Annotated in this window: 16 protein-coding genes; 10 read left to right on the top strand and 6 right to left on the bottom strand. The window is 62.9% G+C overall.

Going from position 1 to position 17,547, the window contains the following annotated elements:
* Positions 1 to 105: 105 nt before the first annotated feature.
* The 6 genes from HNR59_RS15235 (at position 106) to HNR59_RS15210 (ending at position 5,978) form a co-directional block, all read left to right on the top strand.
* Entirely contained in the window at positions 106 to 1,359 is a 1,254-nt protein-coding gene (locus HNR59_RS15235) for a sarcosine oxidase subunit beta family protein (protein WP_183831875.1), read from the top strand.
* On the top strand, positions 1,359 to 1,790 hold the full coding sequence (locus tag HNR59_RS15230) for a hypothetical protein (protein ID WP_183831874.1): 432 nt from the start codon (positions 1,359 to 1,361) through the stop codon (positions 1,788 to 1,790). Before HNR59_RS15235 ends, HNR59_RS15230 begins: the two co-directional genes overlap by 1 nt.
* A gap of 18 nt (positions 1,791 to 1,808) precedes the next feature.
* Entirely contained in the window at positions 1,809 to 2,099 is a 291-nt protein-coding gene (locus tag HNR59_RS15225) for a sarcosine oxidase subunit delta (protein WP_183831873.1), read from the top strand.
* Between the two features lies 1 nt (position 2,100).
* Entirely contained in the window at positions 2,101 to 5,097 is a 2,997-nt protein-coding gene (locus HNR59_RS15220) for a sarcosine oxidase subunit alpha (protein WP_183831872.1), read from the top strand.
* Complete coding sequence (locus HNR59_RS15215) at positions 5,090 to 5,665, top strand: sarcosine oxidase subunit gamma (RefSeq protein WP_183831871.1); 576 nt, start codon at positions 5,090 to 5,092, stop codon at positions 5,663 to 5,665. Before HNR59_RS15220 ends, HNR59_RS15215 begins: the two co-directional genes overlap by 8 nt.
* 85 nt (positions 5,666 to 5,750) lie before the next feature.
* Positions 5,751 to 5,978, top strand: coding sequence for a hypothetical protein (locus tag HNR59_RS15210; RefSeq protein ID WP_183831870.1), 228 nt, complete (start codon positions 5,751 to 5,753; stop codon positions 5,976 to 5,978).
* A gap of 109 nt (positions 5,979 to 6,087) precedes the next feature.
* Here the strand turns inward: HNR59_RS15210 and HNR59_RS15205 are convergent, their stop codons facing one another.
* The 6 genes from HNR59_RS15205 to HNR59_RS15180 all read right to left on the bottom strand — a co-directional run bounded on the left by HNR59_RS15205 (position 6,088) and on the right by HNR59_RS15180 (position 13,542).
* Positions 6,088 to 6,327, bottom strand: a complete 240-nt coding sequence (locus HNR59_RS15205; RefSeq protein ID WP_183831869.1) for a DUF680 domain-containing protein — start codon at positions 6,325 to 6,327, stop codon at positions 6,088 to 6,090.
* Between the two features lie 586 nt (positions 6,328 to 6,913).
* Positions 6,914 to 7,585 carry a WHG domain-containing protein gene (locus HNR59_RS15200; RefSeq protein WP_183831868.1) on the bottom strand — a complete coding sequence of 224 codons (672 nt, stop codon included), beginning with the start codon at positions 7,583 to 7,585 and terminating at the stop codon, positions 6,914 to 6,916.
* Between the two features lie 76 nt (positions 7,586 to 7,661).
* Entirely contained in the window at positions 7,662 to 8,132 is a 471-nt protein-coding gene (locus HNR59_RS15195; protein ID WP_183831867.1) for a MaoC family dehydratase, read from the bottom strand.
* Positions 8,133 to 8,240: 108 nt separating this feature from the next.
* Entirely contained in the window at positions 8,241 to 11,369 is a 3,129-nt protein-coding gene (locus HNR59_RS15190; RefSeq protein ID WP_183831866.1) for an efflux RND transporter permease subunit, read from the bottom strand.
* A 31-nt stretch (positions 11,370 to 11,400) separates the two neighbouring features.
* Complete coding sequence (locus HNR59_RS15185) at positions 11,401 to 12,543, bottom strand: efflux RND transporter periplasmic adaptor subunit (RefSeq protein ID WP_183831865.1); 1,143 nt, start codon at positions 12,541 to 12,543, stop codon at positions 11,401 to 11,403.
* Positions 12,544 to 12,714: 171 nt separating this feature from the next.
* On the bottom strand, positions 12,715 to 13,542 hold the full coding sequence (locus HNR59_RS15180) for a MurR/RpiR family transcriptional regulator (RefSeq protein WP_183831864.1): 828 nt from the start codon (positions 13,540 to 13,542) through the stop codon (positions 12,715 to 12,717).
* A 142-nt stretch (positions 13,543 to 13,684) separates the two neighbouring features.
* On the opposite strand from HNR59_RS15180, the gene HNR59_RS15175 reads away from it, so the two are divergent.
* The 4 genes from HNR59_RS15175 (at position 13,685) to HNR59_RS15160 (ending at position 17,483) form a co-directional block, all read left to right on the top strand.
* A complete protein-coding gene (locus tag HNR59_RS15175; protein ID WP_183831863.1) occupies positions 13,685 to 14,473 on the top strand; it encodes an N-formylglutamate amidohydrolase in 789 nt (262 codons plus the stop codon).
* Positions 14,466 to 14,978, top strand: a complete 513-nt coding sequence (locus tag HNR59_RS15170) for a TRAP transporter small permease subunit (protein WP_183831862.1) — start codon at positions 14,466 to 14,468, stop codon at positions 14,976 to 14,978. The genes HNR59_RS15175 and HNR59_RS15170 overlap by 8 nt, the downstream gene beginning before the upstream one ends.
* A complete protein-coding gene (locus HNR59_RS15165; RefSeq protein WP_183831861.1) occupies positions 14,975 to 16,303 on the top strand; it encodes a TRAP transporter large permease in 1,329 nt (442 codons plus the stop codon). The genes HNR59_RS15170 and HNR59_RS15165 overlap by 4 nt, the downstream gene beginning before the upstream one ends.
* 109 nt (positions 16,304 to 16,412) lie before the next feature.
* Positions 16,413 to 17,483 (top strand): TRAP transporter substrate-binding protein, encoded by a 1,071-nt coding sequence (locus tag HNR59_RS15160; RefSeq protein WP_183831860.1) that lies wholly within the window; start codon positions 16,413 to 16,415, stop codon positions 17,481 to 17,483.
* Positions 17,484 to 17,547: the final 64 nt, after the last annotated feature.

Below are 17,547 nucleotides of genomic sequence, written 5' to 3'. Positions count from 1 at the left end.
CGGGCTCCGTCGCAAACAGCGCATGGGTGGCCGGGCGGTTTGGCTAGTGATAAGAAAAAGCACCTTCGTCGAAAAACTTGCCGTCCAATCGCGAGGCGTCGGAACGTGAAGAAATATTCGGTATTCGCCATCGCGCGGGAGGCCATGCGCGGCCACAAGGGGTGGGAGCAGCAATGGACCTCGCCGGAACCGAAGGCGGAATATGATGTCATCATCATAGGCGCGGGCGGGCATGGGCTGGGCACGGCCTATTATCTCGCCAAAGAGCACGGCATCACCAATGTCGCGGTGCTCGAAAAGGGCTGGCTCGGTGGTGGCAATACGGGCCGCAACACCACCATCATCCGTTCCAACTATCTCTATGACGAATCGGCCGGCATCTATGACCATGCGCTGAAGCTGTGGGACGGGCTTTCGCAGGACCTCAACTACAATGTGATGTACTCGGCGCGCGGCGTCATGATGCTGGCGCACAATGTCCATGACGTGCAGTCGCTCAAGCGCCATGTCCATGCCAACCGGCTGAACGGCATCGACAATGAATGGCTGACGCCGGAACAGGCGAAGGAATACTGTCCGCCGCTCAACATATCGCGCGATGCGCGCTATCCGGTCGTCGGCGCTTCCTTGCAGCGGCGCGGCGGCACGGCCCGCCACGATGCGGTGGCCTGGGGTTATGCGCGCGGCGCCTCGGCGCGCGGCGTCCACATCATCCAGAACTGTGAGGTCACGGGCATCAGGCGCGGGCCGGATGGTGCGGTGACGGGTGTCGAAACCTCGCGCGGGCCGATCGGCGCGAAGAAGATCGGCGTGGTCGCGGCCGGCAACACCTCCGTCGTCATGAACATGGCCGGGGTGCGCATGCCGCTGGAAAGCTATCCGTTGCAGGCGCTGGTGTCGGAGCCGGTCAAGCCGGTGGTGCCCTGCGTGGTCATGTCCAACACGGTTCATGCCTACATCTCGCAATCGGATAAGGGGGAACTGGTGATCGGGGCGGGAACCGACCAGTACTATTCCTATTCGCAGGCAGGCTCGCTTCACAATCTGGAACACACGCTCGATGCGATCTGCGAGATGTTTCCGGTGTTCACCCGCATGAAGATGCTGCGCTCATGGGGCGGCATTGTCGACGTGACGCCCGACCGCTCGCCGATATTGGCGAAGACGCCGGTCAGCGGGCTTTACGTGAACTGCGGCTGGGGCACCGGCGGCTTCAAGGCGACCCCCGGCTCGGCGCATGTTTTCGCCCACACCATCGCGCGCGACGAGCCGCATCCGATCAACGCGCCGTTCTCGCTGGAGCGTTTCCGCACCGGCCGGCTGATCGACGAGGCGGCGGCCGCCGCCGTGGCGCATTGATGCCGGTGCTTTCGGCGATCCTGCTGGCGGCGCAGACAGCGGCAATCACGCCGGCGCGTGACGAGCGCAGCCTGTTTCATCTGCCCGGCCCCGAAGAGGTGCGCGTGCAGTCGGTGGCCCGCACGGAAAATGAGCAGCACTGGCCCTTTGTGCCCGAAGAGGGGCTTTTGATGTGCGTCTGGAGCGGAGGACGCAAGGTCGTGATGTTTGCGGCGAAGCCGGACGGGAGCGAGACCGAAGCAAGGCCCGATCTGGTTTTCGTCTCCACCAATCCTTTCGATGCGACGCTGATGAACATGGGCAGCACCCATCTGATCGCGAAGACAGAAGGTGTCGGGGAACTGATCAGGCGCTTTGCGCCCTTCGAGCAACTTGGCCAGCGCCTGTGCAACCAGCCACAGGGCGCGAGGATCGGCCATGGCGAATTATAGGACAGGAATGGCGAGCCCATGCTTTTGATCCGCTGCCCCTATTGCGAGGAAGAACGCCCGGAGACCGAGTTCCGGCATGCGGGCGAGGCCCATGTGGCGCGTCCGTCCGAGATCGCTTCGATCAGCGACGAGGCGTTCGAGGCGTTCTTCTTCATTCGCGCCAACACGCGCGGCACCATCTATGAGCGCTGGCGTCACATTCACGGCTGCGCCCGCTTCTTCAACGCGGTGCGCGATTCGGTGAGCGACCGCCTTATCGTGACCTACAAGGCCGGCGAGCCGAAGCCGAAGAAGCTTCCGGGGGTATAACATGGCCGAATCCTTCCGACTTCCGGGCAAAGGTCGCCTTGCGCAGGCCAGAACCGCCCGCTTTACCTTCGATGGCAAGAGCTACAGCGGCGTTGCGGGCGATACGCTGGCCTCGGCACTGCTTGCCAACGGCGTGCACCTTGTCGGCCGCTCGTTCAAATATCACCGGCCGCGCGGCATTCTCTCGGCCGGTGCGGAAGAGCCCAATGCTCTGGTCGGCATCCATCGCGATGCTTCGCGCAAGACGCCAAACGTGCGCGCCACGGTGCAGGAGCTTTATGACGGACTGACCGCCGTTTCGCAGAACCGTTGGCCGTCGCTCGGCTTTGATGTGGGTGCGGTCAACGACCTTGCCTCGCCGCTGTTCTCCGCCGGCTTCTACTACAAGACATTCATGTGGCCGAAGGCGGCCTGGAAATCGTTTTATGAGCCGTTCATCCGCTCCGCCGCCGGCCTTGGCGTTGCGCCGGACCAGCCCGATCCGGATCATTACGCCGCGCGCTTCGCCTATTGCGAGGTGCTGGTTCTGGGGGGCGGTGCGGCAGGACTCGCGGCGGCTCTGGCCGCGGCGGAATCCGGCCTGCGGGTCATCATCTGCGACGAACAGGCCGAACTTGGCGGTTCCCTGCGTTTCGAGAGCGCTGCGGTAATCGACGGTGAGAGCGGCTGGCAGTGGGCGCAGGCGGCGCGGGCGAAGCTGGCCGCGATGGACAATGTGAAGGTGCTGACCCGGACCACGGCCTTCGGATATTATCTTCAGAATTTCGTCGCGCTTGCCGAGAGGGTGAGCGACCACCTTTCCAATCCGTCCGGCGGCCTGCCGCGAGAACGGCTGTGGCAGGTGCGGGCGAAGCGCGTAGTGCTCGCCACCGGCTCCATCGAGCGGCACATGGTGTTCGCGGACAACGACCGGCCGGGCATCATGCTGGCATCGGCGGCGCGCACCTATCTCAACCACTACGGCGTCGCGGTGGGCAAAAATGTCGGCGTCTACACCGCCAACGACAGCGCCTATGCGGCGGCTATCGACCTGAAGAAGGCCGGTGTCGGGGTGGCGGCGATCGTCGACCTGCGCGACAATCCGACCGGCGAGCTGGTGGACGAGGCGCGTGCGCTCGGCATCGAGATCCATGGCGGGCGCGGCGTGGTCCGCGTCGGCGGGCGGCTGCGCGTCAGTTCCATGACGGTGCGCCCGCGCACCGGCAGAGGGGGCGAGCGCACCATTCCCGTCGACGCGCTTTTGATGTCGGCCGGCTGGACGCCGTCGGTGCATCTGTTTTCGCAATCGCGCGGCAAGGTCGCCTTCAACGACGAGGTCAAGCGCTTCCTGCCCGGCACCTATGCGCAGGAGTGCATCTCGGTCGGCGCCTGCAACGGCACCGACGGACTTTCCGCCACCATCGATGAAGCCTATGCGGCCGGCATAAAGGCTGCGAAGGAAGCCGGTGGCAAGGGGACGAAACCGGCAAAACCGAAGGTGGAAGCCAGCGAGAACTGGTCGCGCGGCATGCTGGGCGCGGGACCGGGGGCGGAGGCCGGCACCACGGTCAAGGCGTTCGTGGATTTCCAGAACGATGTGACCGCCAAGGACATCCGCCAGGCGGTTCACGAAGGCATGCAGTCGATCGAGCACGTCAAGCGCTTCACCACCAACGGCATGGCGACCGATCAGGGCAAGACCTCGAACATGCACGGTCTGGCCATCGCCGCCGAGGAACTCGGCCGGACGATCCCGGAAGTCGGCCTGACCACGTTCCGCGCGCCCTACACGCCGGTGACGTTCGGCGCGATTGTCGGCCACGCACGCGGAAAACTGTTCGATCCCACGCGCCGCACCGCCATGCATGGCTGGGCCGAACGTCATGGCGCGGTGTTCGAGGATGTCGGCCAGTGGAAGCGCGCATGGTATTTTCCGCGCGCCGGTGAGGACATGCAGGCGGCCGTCAACCGTGAATGCGTGACGGTGCGCAAGAGTGCCGGCCTGTTCGATGCCTCGACGCTGGGTAAGATCGAGGTGGTGGGGCCGGATGCGGCGGCTTTCATGGAACTCATGTACACCAATCCGTGGCAGAAGCTGGAAGTGGGCCGCTGCCGCTATGGCGTGATGTTGCGCGAGGATGGCTTCATCTATGACGATGGCGTTGTCGGGCGCCTCGCCGCCGACCGCTTCCATGTGACGACGACCACCGGTGGTGCTGCCCGCGTCATGAACCATATGGAGGACTATCTTCAGACCGAGTTCCCGCATCTCAAGGTGTGGCTGACCTCGACCTCCGAGCAATGGGCGGTGATCGCCGTTCAGGGGCCGAAAAGCCGCGACATCATCGCGCCACTGGTCGAGGGCATCGACCTTTCAGATGCGGCCATGCCGCATATGTCGGTGCGCGAGGGCCGCATCTGCGGCGTGCCGACGCGGCTGTTCCGCATGTCCTTCTCCGGCGAGCGCGGCTTCGAGGTGAACGTGCCGGCCGATTATGGCGAAGCCGTGTGGGAGGCGCTGTGGGCCGAGGGGCAAAAGCATGGGGCCTGCGCCTACGGCACCGAAACCATGCATGTGCTGCGCGCCGAGAAGGGCTACATCATCGTCGGGCAGGACACGGACGGGACGGTGACGCCGAACGATGCCGGTCTCGACTGGGCCGTGGGCAAGAAGAAGGCCGACTTCGTCGGCATACGGGGGCTGAAGCGGCCGGATCTGGTGGCGGAAGGGCGCAGGCAGCTCGTTGGCCTGAAGACGCGCGATCCCGATGTGGTGCTGGAAGAGGGCGCGCAGATCGTCGTCGATCCGGAGCAGGCGGTGCCCATGAAGATGATAGGCCACGTTTCCTCCAGCTACTGGTCGGAAAATTGCGGCCGTTCCATCGCGCTGGCGCTGGTGGAAGGCGGCGCCAGACGAACGGGCGAAACGCTTTACGTGCCGATGCCCGGCCGAACCATCGAGGTGGAGGTCACCGGCACGGTATTCTTTGACGAGAAGGGGGAACGCCTCAATGGCTAAGGCGGCCAAGACCGTAAAGGCGGAATCGTCGGCCGAGAGGCGGCCTGCGCTCGCCGGGCAGGAGGTATCGGCCAGCGGGGTGCGGGTCGCGGTGCTGCCGCCTGCTAATCGCGTGTCGCTGCGGGTGCCGGAGGAAGCGGTTGCTTCGCTGTCGCGGGCGCTCGGGCTTACCCTGCCACAGAAGCCGAAAACTTCCGTGGCAAAAGCCGCGCGGACGGCGTTCTGGCTGGGGCCGGACGAATGGTTCGTCCTCGACACGGCGGGCGGCGACCTGCTGGCCGATTGCGGCAAGGCGAAGGGCCTTCATTCGGCGGTCGATATCTCGCACCGCAATGTCGCCTTTTCGGTGAGCGGCCCGGCTGCGGAGGCAACCCTTGCCGCCGGCTGCCCGCAGGATCTGTCGTTGCAGGCCTTCGGCGTGGGGGCGTGCTCACGCACGGTGTTCGGCAAGGCGGAAATCCTGCTTTACAGGGTGAGCGAACAGGAATTCCGGGTGGAGTGCTGGCGGTCCTTCTCCGATTATGTGTTCGGCCTGCTGTCGGAAGGCGCACGCGACGCGGCCGCCTGAGGGAACCCGGAGCCGGGGAACCGAGTTTCTGTATGGTCCCCTGCTTTAGGACAGGTCCGGGAGAAACTGGCCGGGAGAAACTGGAATGGCAAGCAACGTGAAAACCGATAACAAGACACGCAGCAAGACGTCTGCCGTGAAGTCGCTGGAGCATGAGCGGCAGGTGCAGGATCAGACCGAAGAGCTGGAGGAAGGTCTCGAAGACACTTTTCCGGCCAGCGACCCCGTTTCGGTCACGTCTTCCGCCATTCCCGGCGGGCCCAAGAAACCCGGGCAGGCCAAGACGGTCACAGGTCGAAAGCCGGGACGCTAAGGCGACATTTTCTCCGTCGGCTGGAAGAGTTACCGGCGATGTGTAGGCAAAAATAAAAAAAGGGCGGCTATCCGGGGGAAGGATGCCGCCCTTTCCGTGTCGTGCGTACTCAGAGACCAGGCACGAACGGGTTTACGCCGATTCCGAGACGAGGGCCGGAGGTCTTGCCTTCGCTGGTGGCGTTGTTGATCGACGCGGTTTTGGCGCAGTCGATCTTCACTTTCTTGCCAGTGGTGGGGCTGACCGCGACGCACTCGGTCGTGGCCTTTGCCTGTGTCGTGGTGGAAGCAGCCATGCTGACGCCGGACAAGGCGAGCAGGGCGGAAAGCGCGATGAGGACGGTTTTCATTTCCTTCTCCGATCGTACGTGTATTTTATGACGTACGTGTATAATTAATGAAAACGTAAATCAAGAAGAAATTGTACATGTACGGAAATTGGTGCGAGGCAACGTTCCTGCAGCTTTGGCAGGCAGCCGCGGATCATCCGTGCGTTCATCTGCGCTTCACCCAGCGTGATGCAATCCGGGGCAGGATAGTGTTCAAACGCAGAGACCTGATGCCCTTGGCCTGAGCGCCTGCACCCCCCGCCTCAGGATGATGACGCAGAGCCGGGGAAACAGTCGGGCGGAAGAGGAAGGGAAATATCAGAGCGTGTCGCGATTTTTCAGATTCGCTCCGGACGCCTTAAGTCCCTGTTTTCACTCATACCGCTCCAAACTGTTCTCACTTTCGGGCGAGATGCGTCAGAGCATTGTGCAGTCAGACGTCATCGTCTGACGAAGCACGGTGGAGTGGCGGGGTGCCTTCGTCGTAATGCCCGCTGTTCTTGTGCTGCAAACGCGCTTGCCGGATCGGGCCCATCGGCTGACGAGCCCTCTGGCATGACCAGAAGAAAGAGCTGCGCTTTTTCTTGCCGATTTGAAGATCGGCGGATTAGGCGGGGGGAGCGAGCCGCGCCCGGCACATCGATCCGGGATTGTCACTCAGCGGCTTGATGTCCTGACCCTCAAGAGCACCGAGCGCGAAATCGCACATCTGCTTCAGGAAAGCGTCGCGATCGCCGAACTCGTGGAAGGGGAAGGTGATCATCAGGGAGATGGTGCCGTGGGCTATGCTCCACAGCATGGTGGCGATGGCGAAGGAATCGCCTTTCAGCTTTCCGGCCGCGATGCAGGCTTCGACACGGGTCAGAAGCGCCAGCATGGCGGGGTTGTTGGCCTCCATTTCCTCGAAGGTCATGCCCTCGGGAGGTCTGGTCTTCTCGGTCATGAAGACGATGCGGTATTCGTTCGGATTGCCGAGGCCGAAGGCTGCGTATTCGGTCATCACCGCGCGCAGCGCCTCGACCGGATCGTCGGATGTGTTTTCCTCGATGCGTCGCGCAAGGATGGCGAAGCGGTCTTCCGCCAGTGCCAGCAAAATATCCTGCTTGTCGGCGAAATAGGAATAGACGGACATCGGCGCATAGCCGACGCGCCTGGCGAGCTTGCGGATGGTGAGGCCATCATAGCCTTCTTCCTGCACAAGCTGGCGCGCCGCCTCGATCAGGTCTGATCGAAGCGTTTCTCTGTGTCGTTCGCGCCGTTCCTGAACGGTGGGCGACACGGTCTTTGTTTTGCGAGTGTCCTCCACAGGAGCGACTATATCCCTGATATGAGTGGGGGCAAGCCGTGCCGCAGCGTCAGGCTTGCGGTTCGGCGAAGGTGAGCGTGAGCCAGCGTGCGGTGAAGGCGGGCTTCTTCGATCCCTCGATCTCAACGGTCACATCGTGCATCACCTGCACCCAGCCGGACGGGCGGGCCTTGACATCCGCCAGCACGAAGCGGGCGCGGATGCGCGATCCGGTCTTGACCGGCGCCATGAAGCGAACTTCGTCGAAGCCCTGATTGACGCCCATCTTGCCTTTCTCCAGCGGCGGCAATGTCTCGAAGGTCATGGCCGAGAGCAGCGAAAGAAGCAGGAAGCCATGGGCGATGGTGCCGCCGAAGGGGGTTTCCTGTGCGGCGCGTTCAGGATCGCAATGGATGAACTGGTGATCGTCTGTCGCGTCGGCGAACTGATTGATCATGGTCTGGGTTACGGTGCGCCACGGCGAGACGCCCACTTCCGTTCCGACGCTTGCCAGAAGCTCATCGAGCGTGATCGGTTGCATGGCTGCCGCTTCTCCTGATGCCCGCATATGACCTTGGTTCGGGCAGGAGCAATACAGGGCCGTGCCCGCCCTGTCACCCTTCCGGTGTTCGCTTCACCTGAAGGTTTGCTATTCCGCGGGCTCTACATTGGTGTAGGCGGCTTCTTCAAGCTCGCGGCGCAGGCGGTTCTGTTCCTCGACCTTCGGCGTGACGAAGCGGCCGAGCAGCAGATAGGCGACCGGCGTGAGGAAGAGGGTGGAGACGGTGGCAAGGCCGAGGCCGCCGACGATGACCCAGCCGAGCGCGATGCGTGCCTCGGCGCCGGCGCCGCTGGCCAGCACCAGCGGCAGGCCGCCAAGCACGGTGCAGATCATGGTCATGAGCACCGGGCGCAGGCGCACGTTGGCCGCCTCTTCGATCGCCTGACGCACATTGGCGCCACGGTCGCGCAACTGGTTGGCGAACTCCACGATGAGGATGCCGTTCTTGGCCATGACGCCGACCAACAGCACCAGTCCGATCTGGCTGTAGGCGTTGAGGCTGGTGCCGGTGAGCACCAGCGCGACGATGGCGCAGGCCAGGCCAAGCGGCACCGTGGCCATGATGATGATGGCCGATACGAAGCTTTCGAACTGTGCGGCCAGCACCAGAAGGATGATGACCAGCGCGAAGCCGAACACGGTGATCATGCCCGCATTGGTTTCGCCAAGCGTCGCGGCTTCGGCCAGTGGCAGGATCCGCACCCCGGCCGGTATCAGCGGTTCGGCGATGCGCTGCGCTTCGACATAGGCGTCGCCAAGCGCGAAATCGGCGCGCAGGTCGGTGGTAATGGCCACCGAGGCCTGCCGCTGCTCGCGCGTCAGGGTCGGCGGCACTGCCTTCTCGGTCAGCGTGGCGATGGTCGACATCGGCACGAAGCGGCCGTCGCCCGTCCTGAGGAACAGGTTCTCCAGGTCGGTCGGGTCGTTGACAGGATTGGTGGTCGAGACGAGTTTGACGCCGAACGCGCGGTCGCCGATGAAGACGTCGCCGATCTCGTTGCCGTCGAGCATGGCCTGCAGCGTATTGGCCAGCCCGTTGATGTCGATGCCGAGGTCGGATGCCCGCTCGCGGTCGATGGCGACCGAGAGCTGCGGCTGCGACGGGTCGATGGACAGGCGCGGCTTCTCGAAGCGCGGATCCTGCTCCATGGTGGCGATGATGTTGTCGGCGATGGCGCTGAGCGTGGCGCGGTCATTGCCGACGAGGGCGAACTGCAGGCCGTTGCCCGCGCCGCGGATGCCGAGGCTGTTGGGCTGGATGGGGAAGACGCGTATGGCCGGCATCTGGCGCGTCAGGGCATTGATCTGCGACCAGATTTCCTGCTGGCTGCGGCTGCGCTTGTCCCAGGGCGCGAGCGTGATCACCATGAAGCCGCTGTTGTAGTTGCCGCTGTTGCCGGCATACTGGAACGTGCTTTCGATCTCGCCCGTCATGCGCATGGGTTCGATCAGTTGCTCGATGGTGCGCATCTGCGCGGCCGTATAGTCGAGGCTGACGCCCTGAGGGGCGCTGACCCGCAGCAGCACCATGGAGCGGTCTTCGCTCGGCGTCAGTTCCTGACGGATCGTTCCGAACAGGATGACCGCGAGGCCGGCAAACAGAACCGCCACCAGCACCACCAGCCATGGGGCGTTGAGGCAGGCGTTCAGGCAGCGCTTGTAGAGGCTGCCGAGCTTCGCGCCAATACGGCTTCCGATGCCGGTTCCGCCCTCATGGTGCAATGACGCCGAGGTCAGCATGCGCGACGCCAGCATCGGGCACAGAGTCAGCGCCACCACGCCCGAGAGCAGGACGGAGATCGCCAGCACGAAGCCGAATTCGCGGAACAGGCCGCCCGTCTGGCCCGGCATGAAGGAGATCGGCACGAAGACGGCGATGAGGGTTGCCGTGGTTGCCACCACGGCGAAGAACACTTCCTGCGTGCCAAGTACGGCGGCGGCGCGGGGGCCTAACCCCTGATTGCGCCGGCGCACGATGTTTTCCAGCACCACGATGGCGTCGTCGACGACGAGGCCGGTGGCGAGAACCAGCGCCAGCAAGGTGAGGATGTTGATGGAGAAGCCGGCCAGATAGATGGCGGCGATGGTGCCAATCATGGCCACCGGCATGGACAGGCCCGGAATGAGGGTGGCGCGCCAGTCGAGCAGGAAGGCGTAGATGACGATGAGCACGATCGACACCGCCAGCGCCAGCGCGATCTCGACCTCGTGAACCGCGCCGTTGACGAAGACGGCATCATCCGAGGTGATCTTGATGGTCATGCCTTCCGGCAGGTTCTGCTGGATGTTTTCGACCGCGGCCCTCACGCCATTGGAAATTTCAAGCGTGTTGGATTCGGCGGCGCGCACGATGCCGATGCCGATGCCGGTCTTGCCGTCCGAGCGCAGCATGCTCTGGCCGATATCGGGGCCGAGCGTCACGGTCGCCACATCGCCGATGCGGGTGTTGCCGTCGATGTAGATCTGCTCGAAAGCTTCGGGCGTGTTTACTTCGGCGCTGGTGCGCACGACCAGATTCTGGTCGGAGGTGGAGATCGATCCTGCCGGCTTGTCGAAGGCGACGGAGGCCAGCGCCGCGCGCAGGTCCGCCACGGTGAAGCCAAGGCTCGCGAGCCTTGCCTGGTTGACGTCGATGCGGAAGATCTTCTCGCGATCGCCGTTGATCTGGACGTCTGCCACGCCCGGCACGGCGGCCAGCGTGTCCTCGATCTGGTCCTCGACGATGACGGTCATGTCCTCGACGGTCATCGAGTCGGAGGTGACGGCCAGACGCATGACCGCTTCGGCATTGGCGTCGGCCTTCACGATGCGCGGCGCGTCGGCCTCGTCGGGCAGCTGGTTGGTGACGCGCGAGACGGCGTCACGCACGTCGGAGGCGGCGACGTTGAGATCGACGCCGTCATTGAACTCGATGGTGACGCGGCTCGACCCATAGGACGAGCGCGACGAGATGGACTTCACGCCGGAGACGCGGGCAACCGCGCTTTCGATGACGTCGGTCATCTCGCGGTCGACCGTTTCGGCCGCCGCGCCGGTGAAGTTGGTGTTCACGGAAATGACGGCGCGGTCGACGTCCGGCAACTCACGCACCTCGACGCCGTAGAAGGCGGCGACGCCGGCCACTGCAATCAGCACGTTGAGCACGAAGGCCAGAACCGGGCGGCGGATGAAAAGCGCCGTCAGGCCGTTCTGGCCACTCTTGATCTCGTCATTCATGGCATGGTCTCGTTATTTCCGGGGACGGCCTTCAGCCGTCCGCATCCACGCTTCGGGCCGTGTCGCCAGCGATGCGCACGCCGCCGCCATCACGCACGCTCTGCACGCCTTCGATAACGACGACAGTGCCAGCAGCGATCGGTGCGTCGATCAGCACATTTTCGGTATTGCGCTGAACGATGCGCACGGGCACGCGCTTTGCCTTGCCGTCATCCACGGTCCAGATGAATGCGCCTTCCGAGCCCCACTGCACGGCAAGCGGGCTGACCGCCGGGTAGGATTCGCCGGGGAACGACATGTTGATCTGGAACGACATGCCGGCACGCAAAGAATCCGAGGGATTGGCGATCGTTGCCTGCACCCAGAGCGTGCGGCTTTTCTCGTCAATGCGATTGTCGATGGCGCTGACCGTGCCCGCATATTCCCGGTCGGGATTGGCAAGCGGCGTCGCCCTGATCGGAGCGCCGATCTCGATCATCGATGCGAAACGTTCAGGGACGTGAAAATCGACAAGAATCGAGGAGCGGTCGTCGATGGTGGCGATCGACGTCTGGCTGGTGACATAGTTGCCGGCCTCGATCGGCAGAATGCCGACGACGCCGGAAATGGGCGACGTGACGGAGCGGCGGTCCAGCGCCACTTCAGCGTCGTGCAGGCTCAGTTCGGCGTTGCGCAGCGCAAGTTCTGCATCCGTGAGCTGAACCTGCGTGGCGGCGTTGGACGAACGGAGCTGACGGATGCGCGCAACCTTGGCAACGGCATCCTCGTGAACGACTTTCGCGCGCTCGACGGCGATTTCCTCGGTGGCGGAATCCAGTCTGGCAATGACCTGTCCGGCTTCCACGCGCGAGCCCGAGACGACCAGAAGTTCAGTCAGGCGGCCGGAGCCATAGGGTGTCACGGCCACCGTGGCTTTGGCGCGGCCGGTGCCGATGGCGTTGAGCCTGTCGTTGATTGTCGCGGTGGTGGCGGTGGCCGCGACGACCGAAACGCTGCGCGGGCCTTCACCCTGTTCGCCGGTCGCGATGGAGCCGGTGCGGGTGGCAGGGTTTTCTGCCGTGCCGATGCCGAGACGGGCCAGAGTGTCGGTCGAGGCAGGCATGAACATATAGCCCCCAACTGCGATTGCAGCGAGAATCGCTATTGAGAACAGGATCTGCTTCCAGGCTGCCATCGAAACTCCGGTCGTCTGCCAAACTGCGCGCCGCATTCCGAGCGTGGAATTCAAGCGCAGGGTACCACGAAATGCACATCGTGCCCGGTACCCAACCTTTATGACAATTCTCCGGTGTCAAAGCACATTAAATCTGCGTAAGGTTGCTCAACCCCTTGCAGAAGATGCGTTTCAGCGCAGGCCTTCCATCTCGCGGATACGTCTGGCGCCTTCCGTTTCAAGGCGTCTTGTGACGGCGTCGATCAGCGATTCCGCTATGACGAAAAGCGAAGCCGAGGAATCCCAGGCCGAAGGCATGGCGGTGCGGCCTGCCACCACATATTTGGCGAAGCGCGATATGGGCGACAGCCACTGATCGGTGACGAGCACGATGGCAACGCCGCGCTGGTGCGCTTTTTCGGCGAAACGCAGCAGGCTGTCCTGATAGCGGCGGATGTCGAAGATCAGCACGATATCCTGCTTGCCCATGTCGATGAGCCGGTCGCGCCACATGCTTTCCTGCCCCGCCAGATGAAAGACGTTCGGGCGGATGATGGCCAGATGGGCAGCCGTGTAACGGGCCAGCGGATCGGTAAAGCGGCCGCCAATCAAAAACAGATGCCCGCGCTTTTCCGCCAGACAGGCGGCGATATCCTCAAGCTGGCGGTCGGAAATATGACGGAATGTCTCACGCAGATTGTCGAGGGTTGCCTCCAGCATCGGCGAGACCGCGCCCTTGCCGCGGCTGCTCGGCGCATAGGTGCGCGAGGCGGGCGATTGCAGCTGCGCGGCAAGCTCGTCCTGAAGCGTGGCCTGAAACTCGGCGTAGTTGTGAAACCCCAGCCGGGCGACGAAGCGCAGGATGGTGGGGGACGACACTCCGGCCTGCTGCGAGAAGTCCGCCACCGTCTTCAGACCCAGCAGCGGATAGTTGGCGATCAGCGTCTGTGCTGCCCGCCGTTCGCCGGCCGGCATGTCATCGATGCGCTCCGTGATAAGCTCGGCGATGCTGGAGTTCATGATATCCCCATTTGGAAGCGATTGGGCCAGAGCCCGATAAAACGGATTTGACAAAGCTGAGCAATGTGTATGAAATCATCCGTCAAGGCGAAATGAAAAACAATAAGTAACATATGATACGTCGCCTGGGGAACGGAGAGCTATGGGGAACGAGCGTTCATCAGAGCAGGCTGTCAGGGTTACGAATCCGGGAGGGCAAAGCCCTTATGTGTTCACCTGCGACCATGCATCCAACTACATGCCGGCCGAAATCGGAACGCTTGGCCTGTCGCAGGATGATTTTCAGCGTCACATAGCCTGGGACCCCGGCGCTTTGGCGGTCGCGACCGTGATGGCGAATGCGCTCGATGCCACGCTGATCGAAACCTGCATGTCGCGTCTGGTGATCGACTGCAACCGCCCGCTCGATGCGCACAATCTGATCCCGGCAACCAGCGAAACCACGACCATACCCGGCAATGCCGGCCTGACGCCCGATCAAAGGCAGGCGCGCGTCGATCTTGCGTGGAGGCCGTTTCACAACACGATCGCCGCCACCATCGAGGAGCGGCTGGCCGCGGGACGCGAGACGCGGCTGGTATCCGTCCATTCCTACACGCCGGTCTATTTCGGAGAAAAGCGGCCCTGGCACATCGGAATCATCCACGATGAGGACGAGCGCATTTCAGCGCCATTGCTGCGCGCGCTGAATTCCGTGGCCGGCATCAGGGTGGGGGCGAATGAGCCCTATTCACCCGCTGATCTGGTTTATTTCACGCTGGAGCATCACGCCCGCGCGCGTGGGCTTGCCTGCGCGATGATCGAAATCCGCAATGACGAGATCGCCGACGCGGCCGGCCAGCGCAAATGGGCGGAACTGCTCGGCTCGCTGCTCGCCAACATCCATGTCGGCGGCAACACTGGGGGAGACAAGGGAGGCGTCAATGCCTGAACCCATCAGGCTCTACGTTCGCTGGGTCGATGCGATCGGCTATCGGGTCGGTCGTTTCGCGATGTATCTGATCTTTCCGATGGGCGCGATACTGCTCTACTCGACGGTCATGCGCGTCGTCTTCGGCTACCCGGTCAACTGGGTCATGGAGATGTCGCAGTTCATGCTGTCGGCATATTATCTGCTGGGCGGAGCCTATTCCCTGCAGATCGATGCGCATGTGCGCATGGACCTGTTCTACGGCATGATGTCGCCGCGCCGCCGTGCGATGACCGATGCTTTCACCATTCTTTTCGTCATCTTCTATCTGGCGGTGCTGTTCCGTGCGGGCATGTCGTCCACGGAATATGCCATCACCTACGGCCAGAAGAATTACACGGCCTGGGCGCCGCCTCTGTGGCCGATCAAGACGATCATGACATTCGGCATCTTCCTGATGCTGCTGCAATCCATTTCCACCTTCTTCAAGAACGTGGCTGAAGCGCGTGGGAAGCCGCTGACATGAGTTCGGAACTGATCACCCTTTTCATGTTCGCGTCCATGCTGCTGCTCATGGCGACGGGGCAGCGCGTGTTCGGAGTCATCGGCGCGGTGGGCGCCGGTGCGGCACTGTGGCTGTGGGGCGATGGCGCGGCCGAAATGCCGTTCAATGCGGCTTTCCAGGTGCTCAACTGGTATCCGCTGATCACCGTGCCGTTCTTCGTCTTCATGGGCTACATGCTCTCGGAATCCGGCATCGCCACCAATCTCTACCGCATGTTCCATGTCTGGTTCGGGTCTGTGCGCGGCGGTCTTGCCATTGGCACCATGGGCCTGATGATCATCATTTCGATGGTCAACGGCCTGTCGGTGGCGGGCATGGCCATAGGAGCGACGGTGGCGCTGCCGGAACTGCTGCGCCGCGGCTACGACAAGACGATGATCACGGGCGTCATTCAGGGCGGCTCGTCGCTCGGCATCATGGGGCCGCCTTCGGTGGTGCTCATCCTCTATGCGATGATCGCGCGCCAGCCGGTTCTGCAACTGTGGCTTGCCGGCATCGGGCCGTTCATCCTGATGGCGATCATCTTCACCGCCTACATCTATATACGCTGCCGCCTGCAGCCCGAGATGGGACCAGCGCTCTCGAAGGAGGAACTCAGCCAGATCACCATGCGCGAGAAGCTGGTTCTGCTGCGCGCGGGCCTGCTGCCTTTCGGCCTGTTCGCCACGATCATGGGCCTGTTCCTCACCGGCACCACCAGTCTGGTTGAAACCTCGATGGTCGGTGCGCTTCTGGCGCTGCTGGCCGCGCTGTTCACCGGGCGCCTGACGAAGAGCGTGATGGAGGAGACGACGCGCAACACGCTGTCGGTCTCGGCGATGTTCCTGTGGATCATCCTTGGCGCGTTGTGCTTCAGTGCCGTCTACGACGGTCTGGGGGCCATCAAGGCGATCGAGAACCTGCTGCTTCACACCTGGGAGCTGAGCCCGTGGGGCGTGTTGTCGATGATGCTGTTTTCCTTCATCATCCTTGGCATGTTCCTCGACGACACCGCGATGCTGGTCATCGTCGCGCCGCTCTACATTCCGCTGGTCAAGGCGCTCGGTTTCGATCTGATCTGGTTCGGCATTCTTTATACGATCACCTGTCAGATCGCCTATATCGTGCCGCCCTTCGGCTACAATCTGTTCCTGATGCGCGCCATGGCGCCGCCGGAAATCACCATTGTCGACATCTACAAGTCGATCATTCCGTTCTTCTTCATGATGGTGTTGACGATGATCATTATCATGATCTTCCCGGACATCGCGATGTGGTTGCCTGAGACCTACATGGGCAAGCGCTGAGATGAGCCATATGCGCCTTGTTTCCGGAAGGCGTGGGGCGGGGCGAAACATGCCGGCCCGCCCGAGTGAGTGAAGCGTTGACGGTTCGACATAACAGAGGGAGCAACTCATGACCGACAGCAAGAAGACCATCAGCAAGCGCGATTTCCTGCGCAAATCCGTTCTGACAGGGGCTGGCGCCGTGGGCGCCACGGCACTTGCCACCCCCTATGTGAAGGCGCAGGCGCCGATCAAGTGGCGCCTCCAGACCTATGCCGGCCCGGCGCTTGCCGACCACGTCTGCAAGCCGGCCATCGACGCGTTCAACAAGGCGGCCAATGGCGAGATGGTGATCGAGATGTACACCGCCGACCAGCTCGTGCCGCAGGGCGAACTGTTTCGCGCCGTGCAGACTGGCACCATCGACGCCGCCCAGAGCGACGATGATTCCATGGCGTCGCCCGTGGATGTCGCCGTGTTCGGCGCCTACTTCCCATTCGCCTCGCGTTACAGCCTCGACGTTCCGGTGCTGTGGAACTGGTATGGCCTGAAGGAGATCTGGGAAGAAGCCTATGGCGAGGTCCCCGGCGTGACCTGGCTCAGCGCCGGCGCATGGGATCCGTGCAACTTCGCCACCACCAAGCCGATCCGCTCGGTGGCGGACCTGAAGGGCCTGCGTGTCTACACCTTCCCGACCGGCGGCCAGTTCATCTCGCGCCTTGGCGTGGTGCCGGTTACCCTGCCGTGGGAAGACATCGAAGTCGCGCTCCAGACCGGCGAGATCGACGGTATCGCATGGTGCGGCGCCACCGAAACCTACACGGTGGGCTGGGCGGATGTCACCAAATACTATCTCACCAACAACATCTCGGGCGCATGGTCAGGCTCGTTCTTCGCCAACACCGACAAATGGAACGCGGTGCCCGATCATCTCAAGACGCTGTTCAATCTGGCGATGGATTCCTCGCACTATTATCGCCAGCACTGGTACTGGTGGGGCGAGGCGCACTACCGCACCACCGGCGGCAAGCTCGAACTCACCACCATTCCCGAAGAGGAGTGGAAGGGCGTCGAGGACATGGCGATGGAGTTCTGGGACGAAATCGCCGCCAAGAGCGAGCGCAACGCCAAGGTCGTTGAAATCCTGAAAAAGTATCAGGACACGATGCGCAAGGCCGGCGCACCTTATCGCTACGGCTGATGTATTTCGGTCCGGCCGCTCCGGTGGCCGGACCTCTTTCCAGATTTTGAACTGAATTCGCAAT

Origin of the sequence: Aquamicrobium lusatiense, assembly GCF_014201615.1 — a bacterium.
Lineage (GTDB): Bacteria > Pseudomonadota > Alphaproteobacteria > Rhizobiales > Rhizobiaceae > Mesorhizobium > Mesorhizobium lusatiense.
Note: the sequence above shows the minus strand (reverse complement) of the source record. Positions and strands in the feature narration are given on the sequence as shown.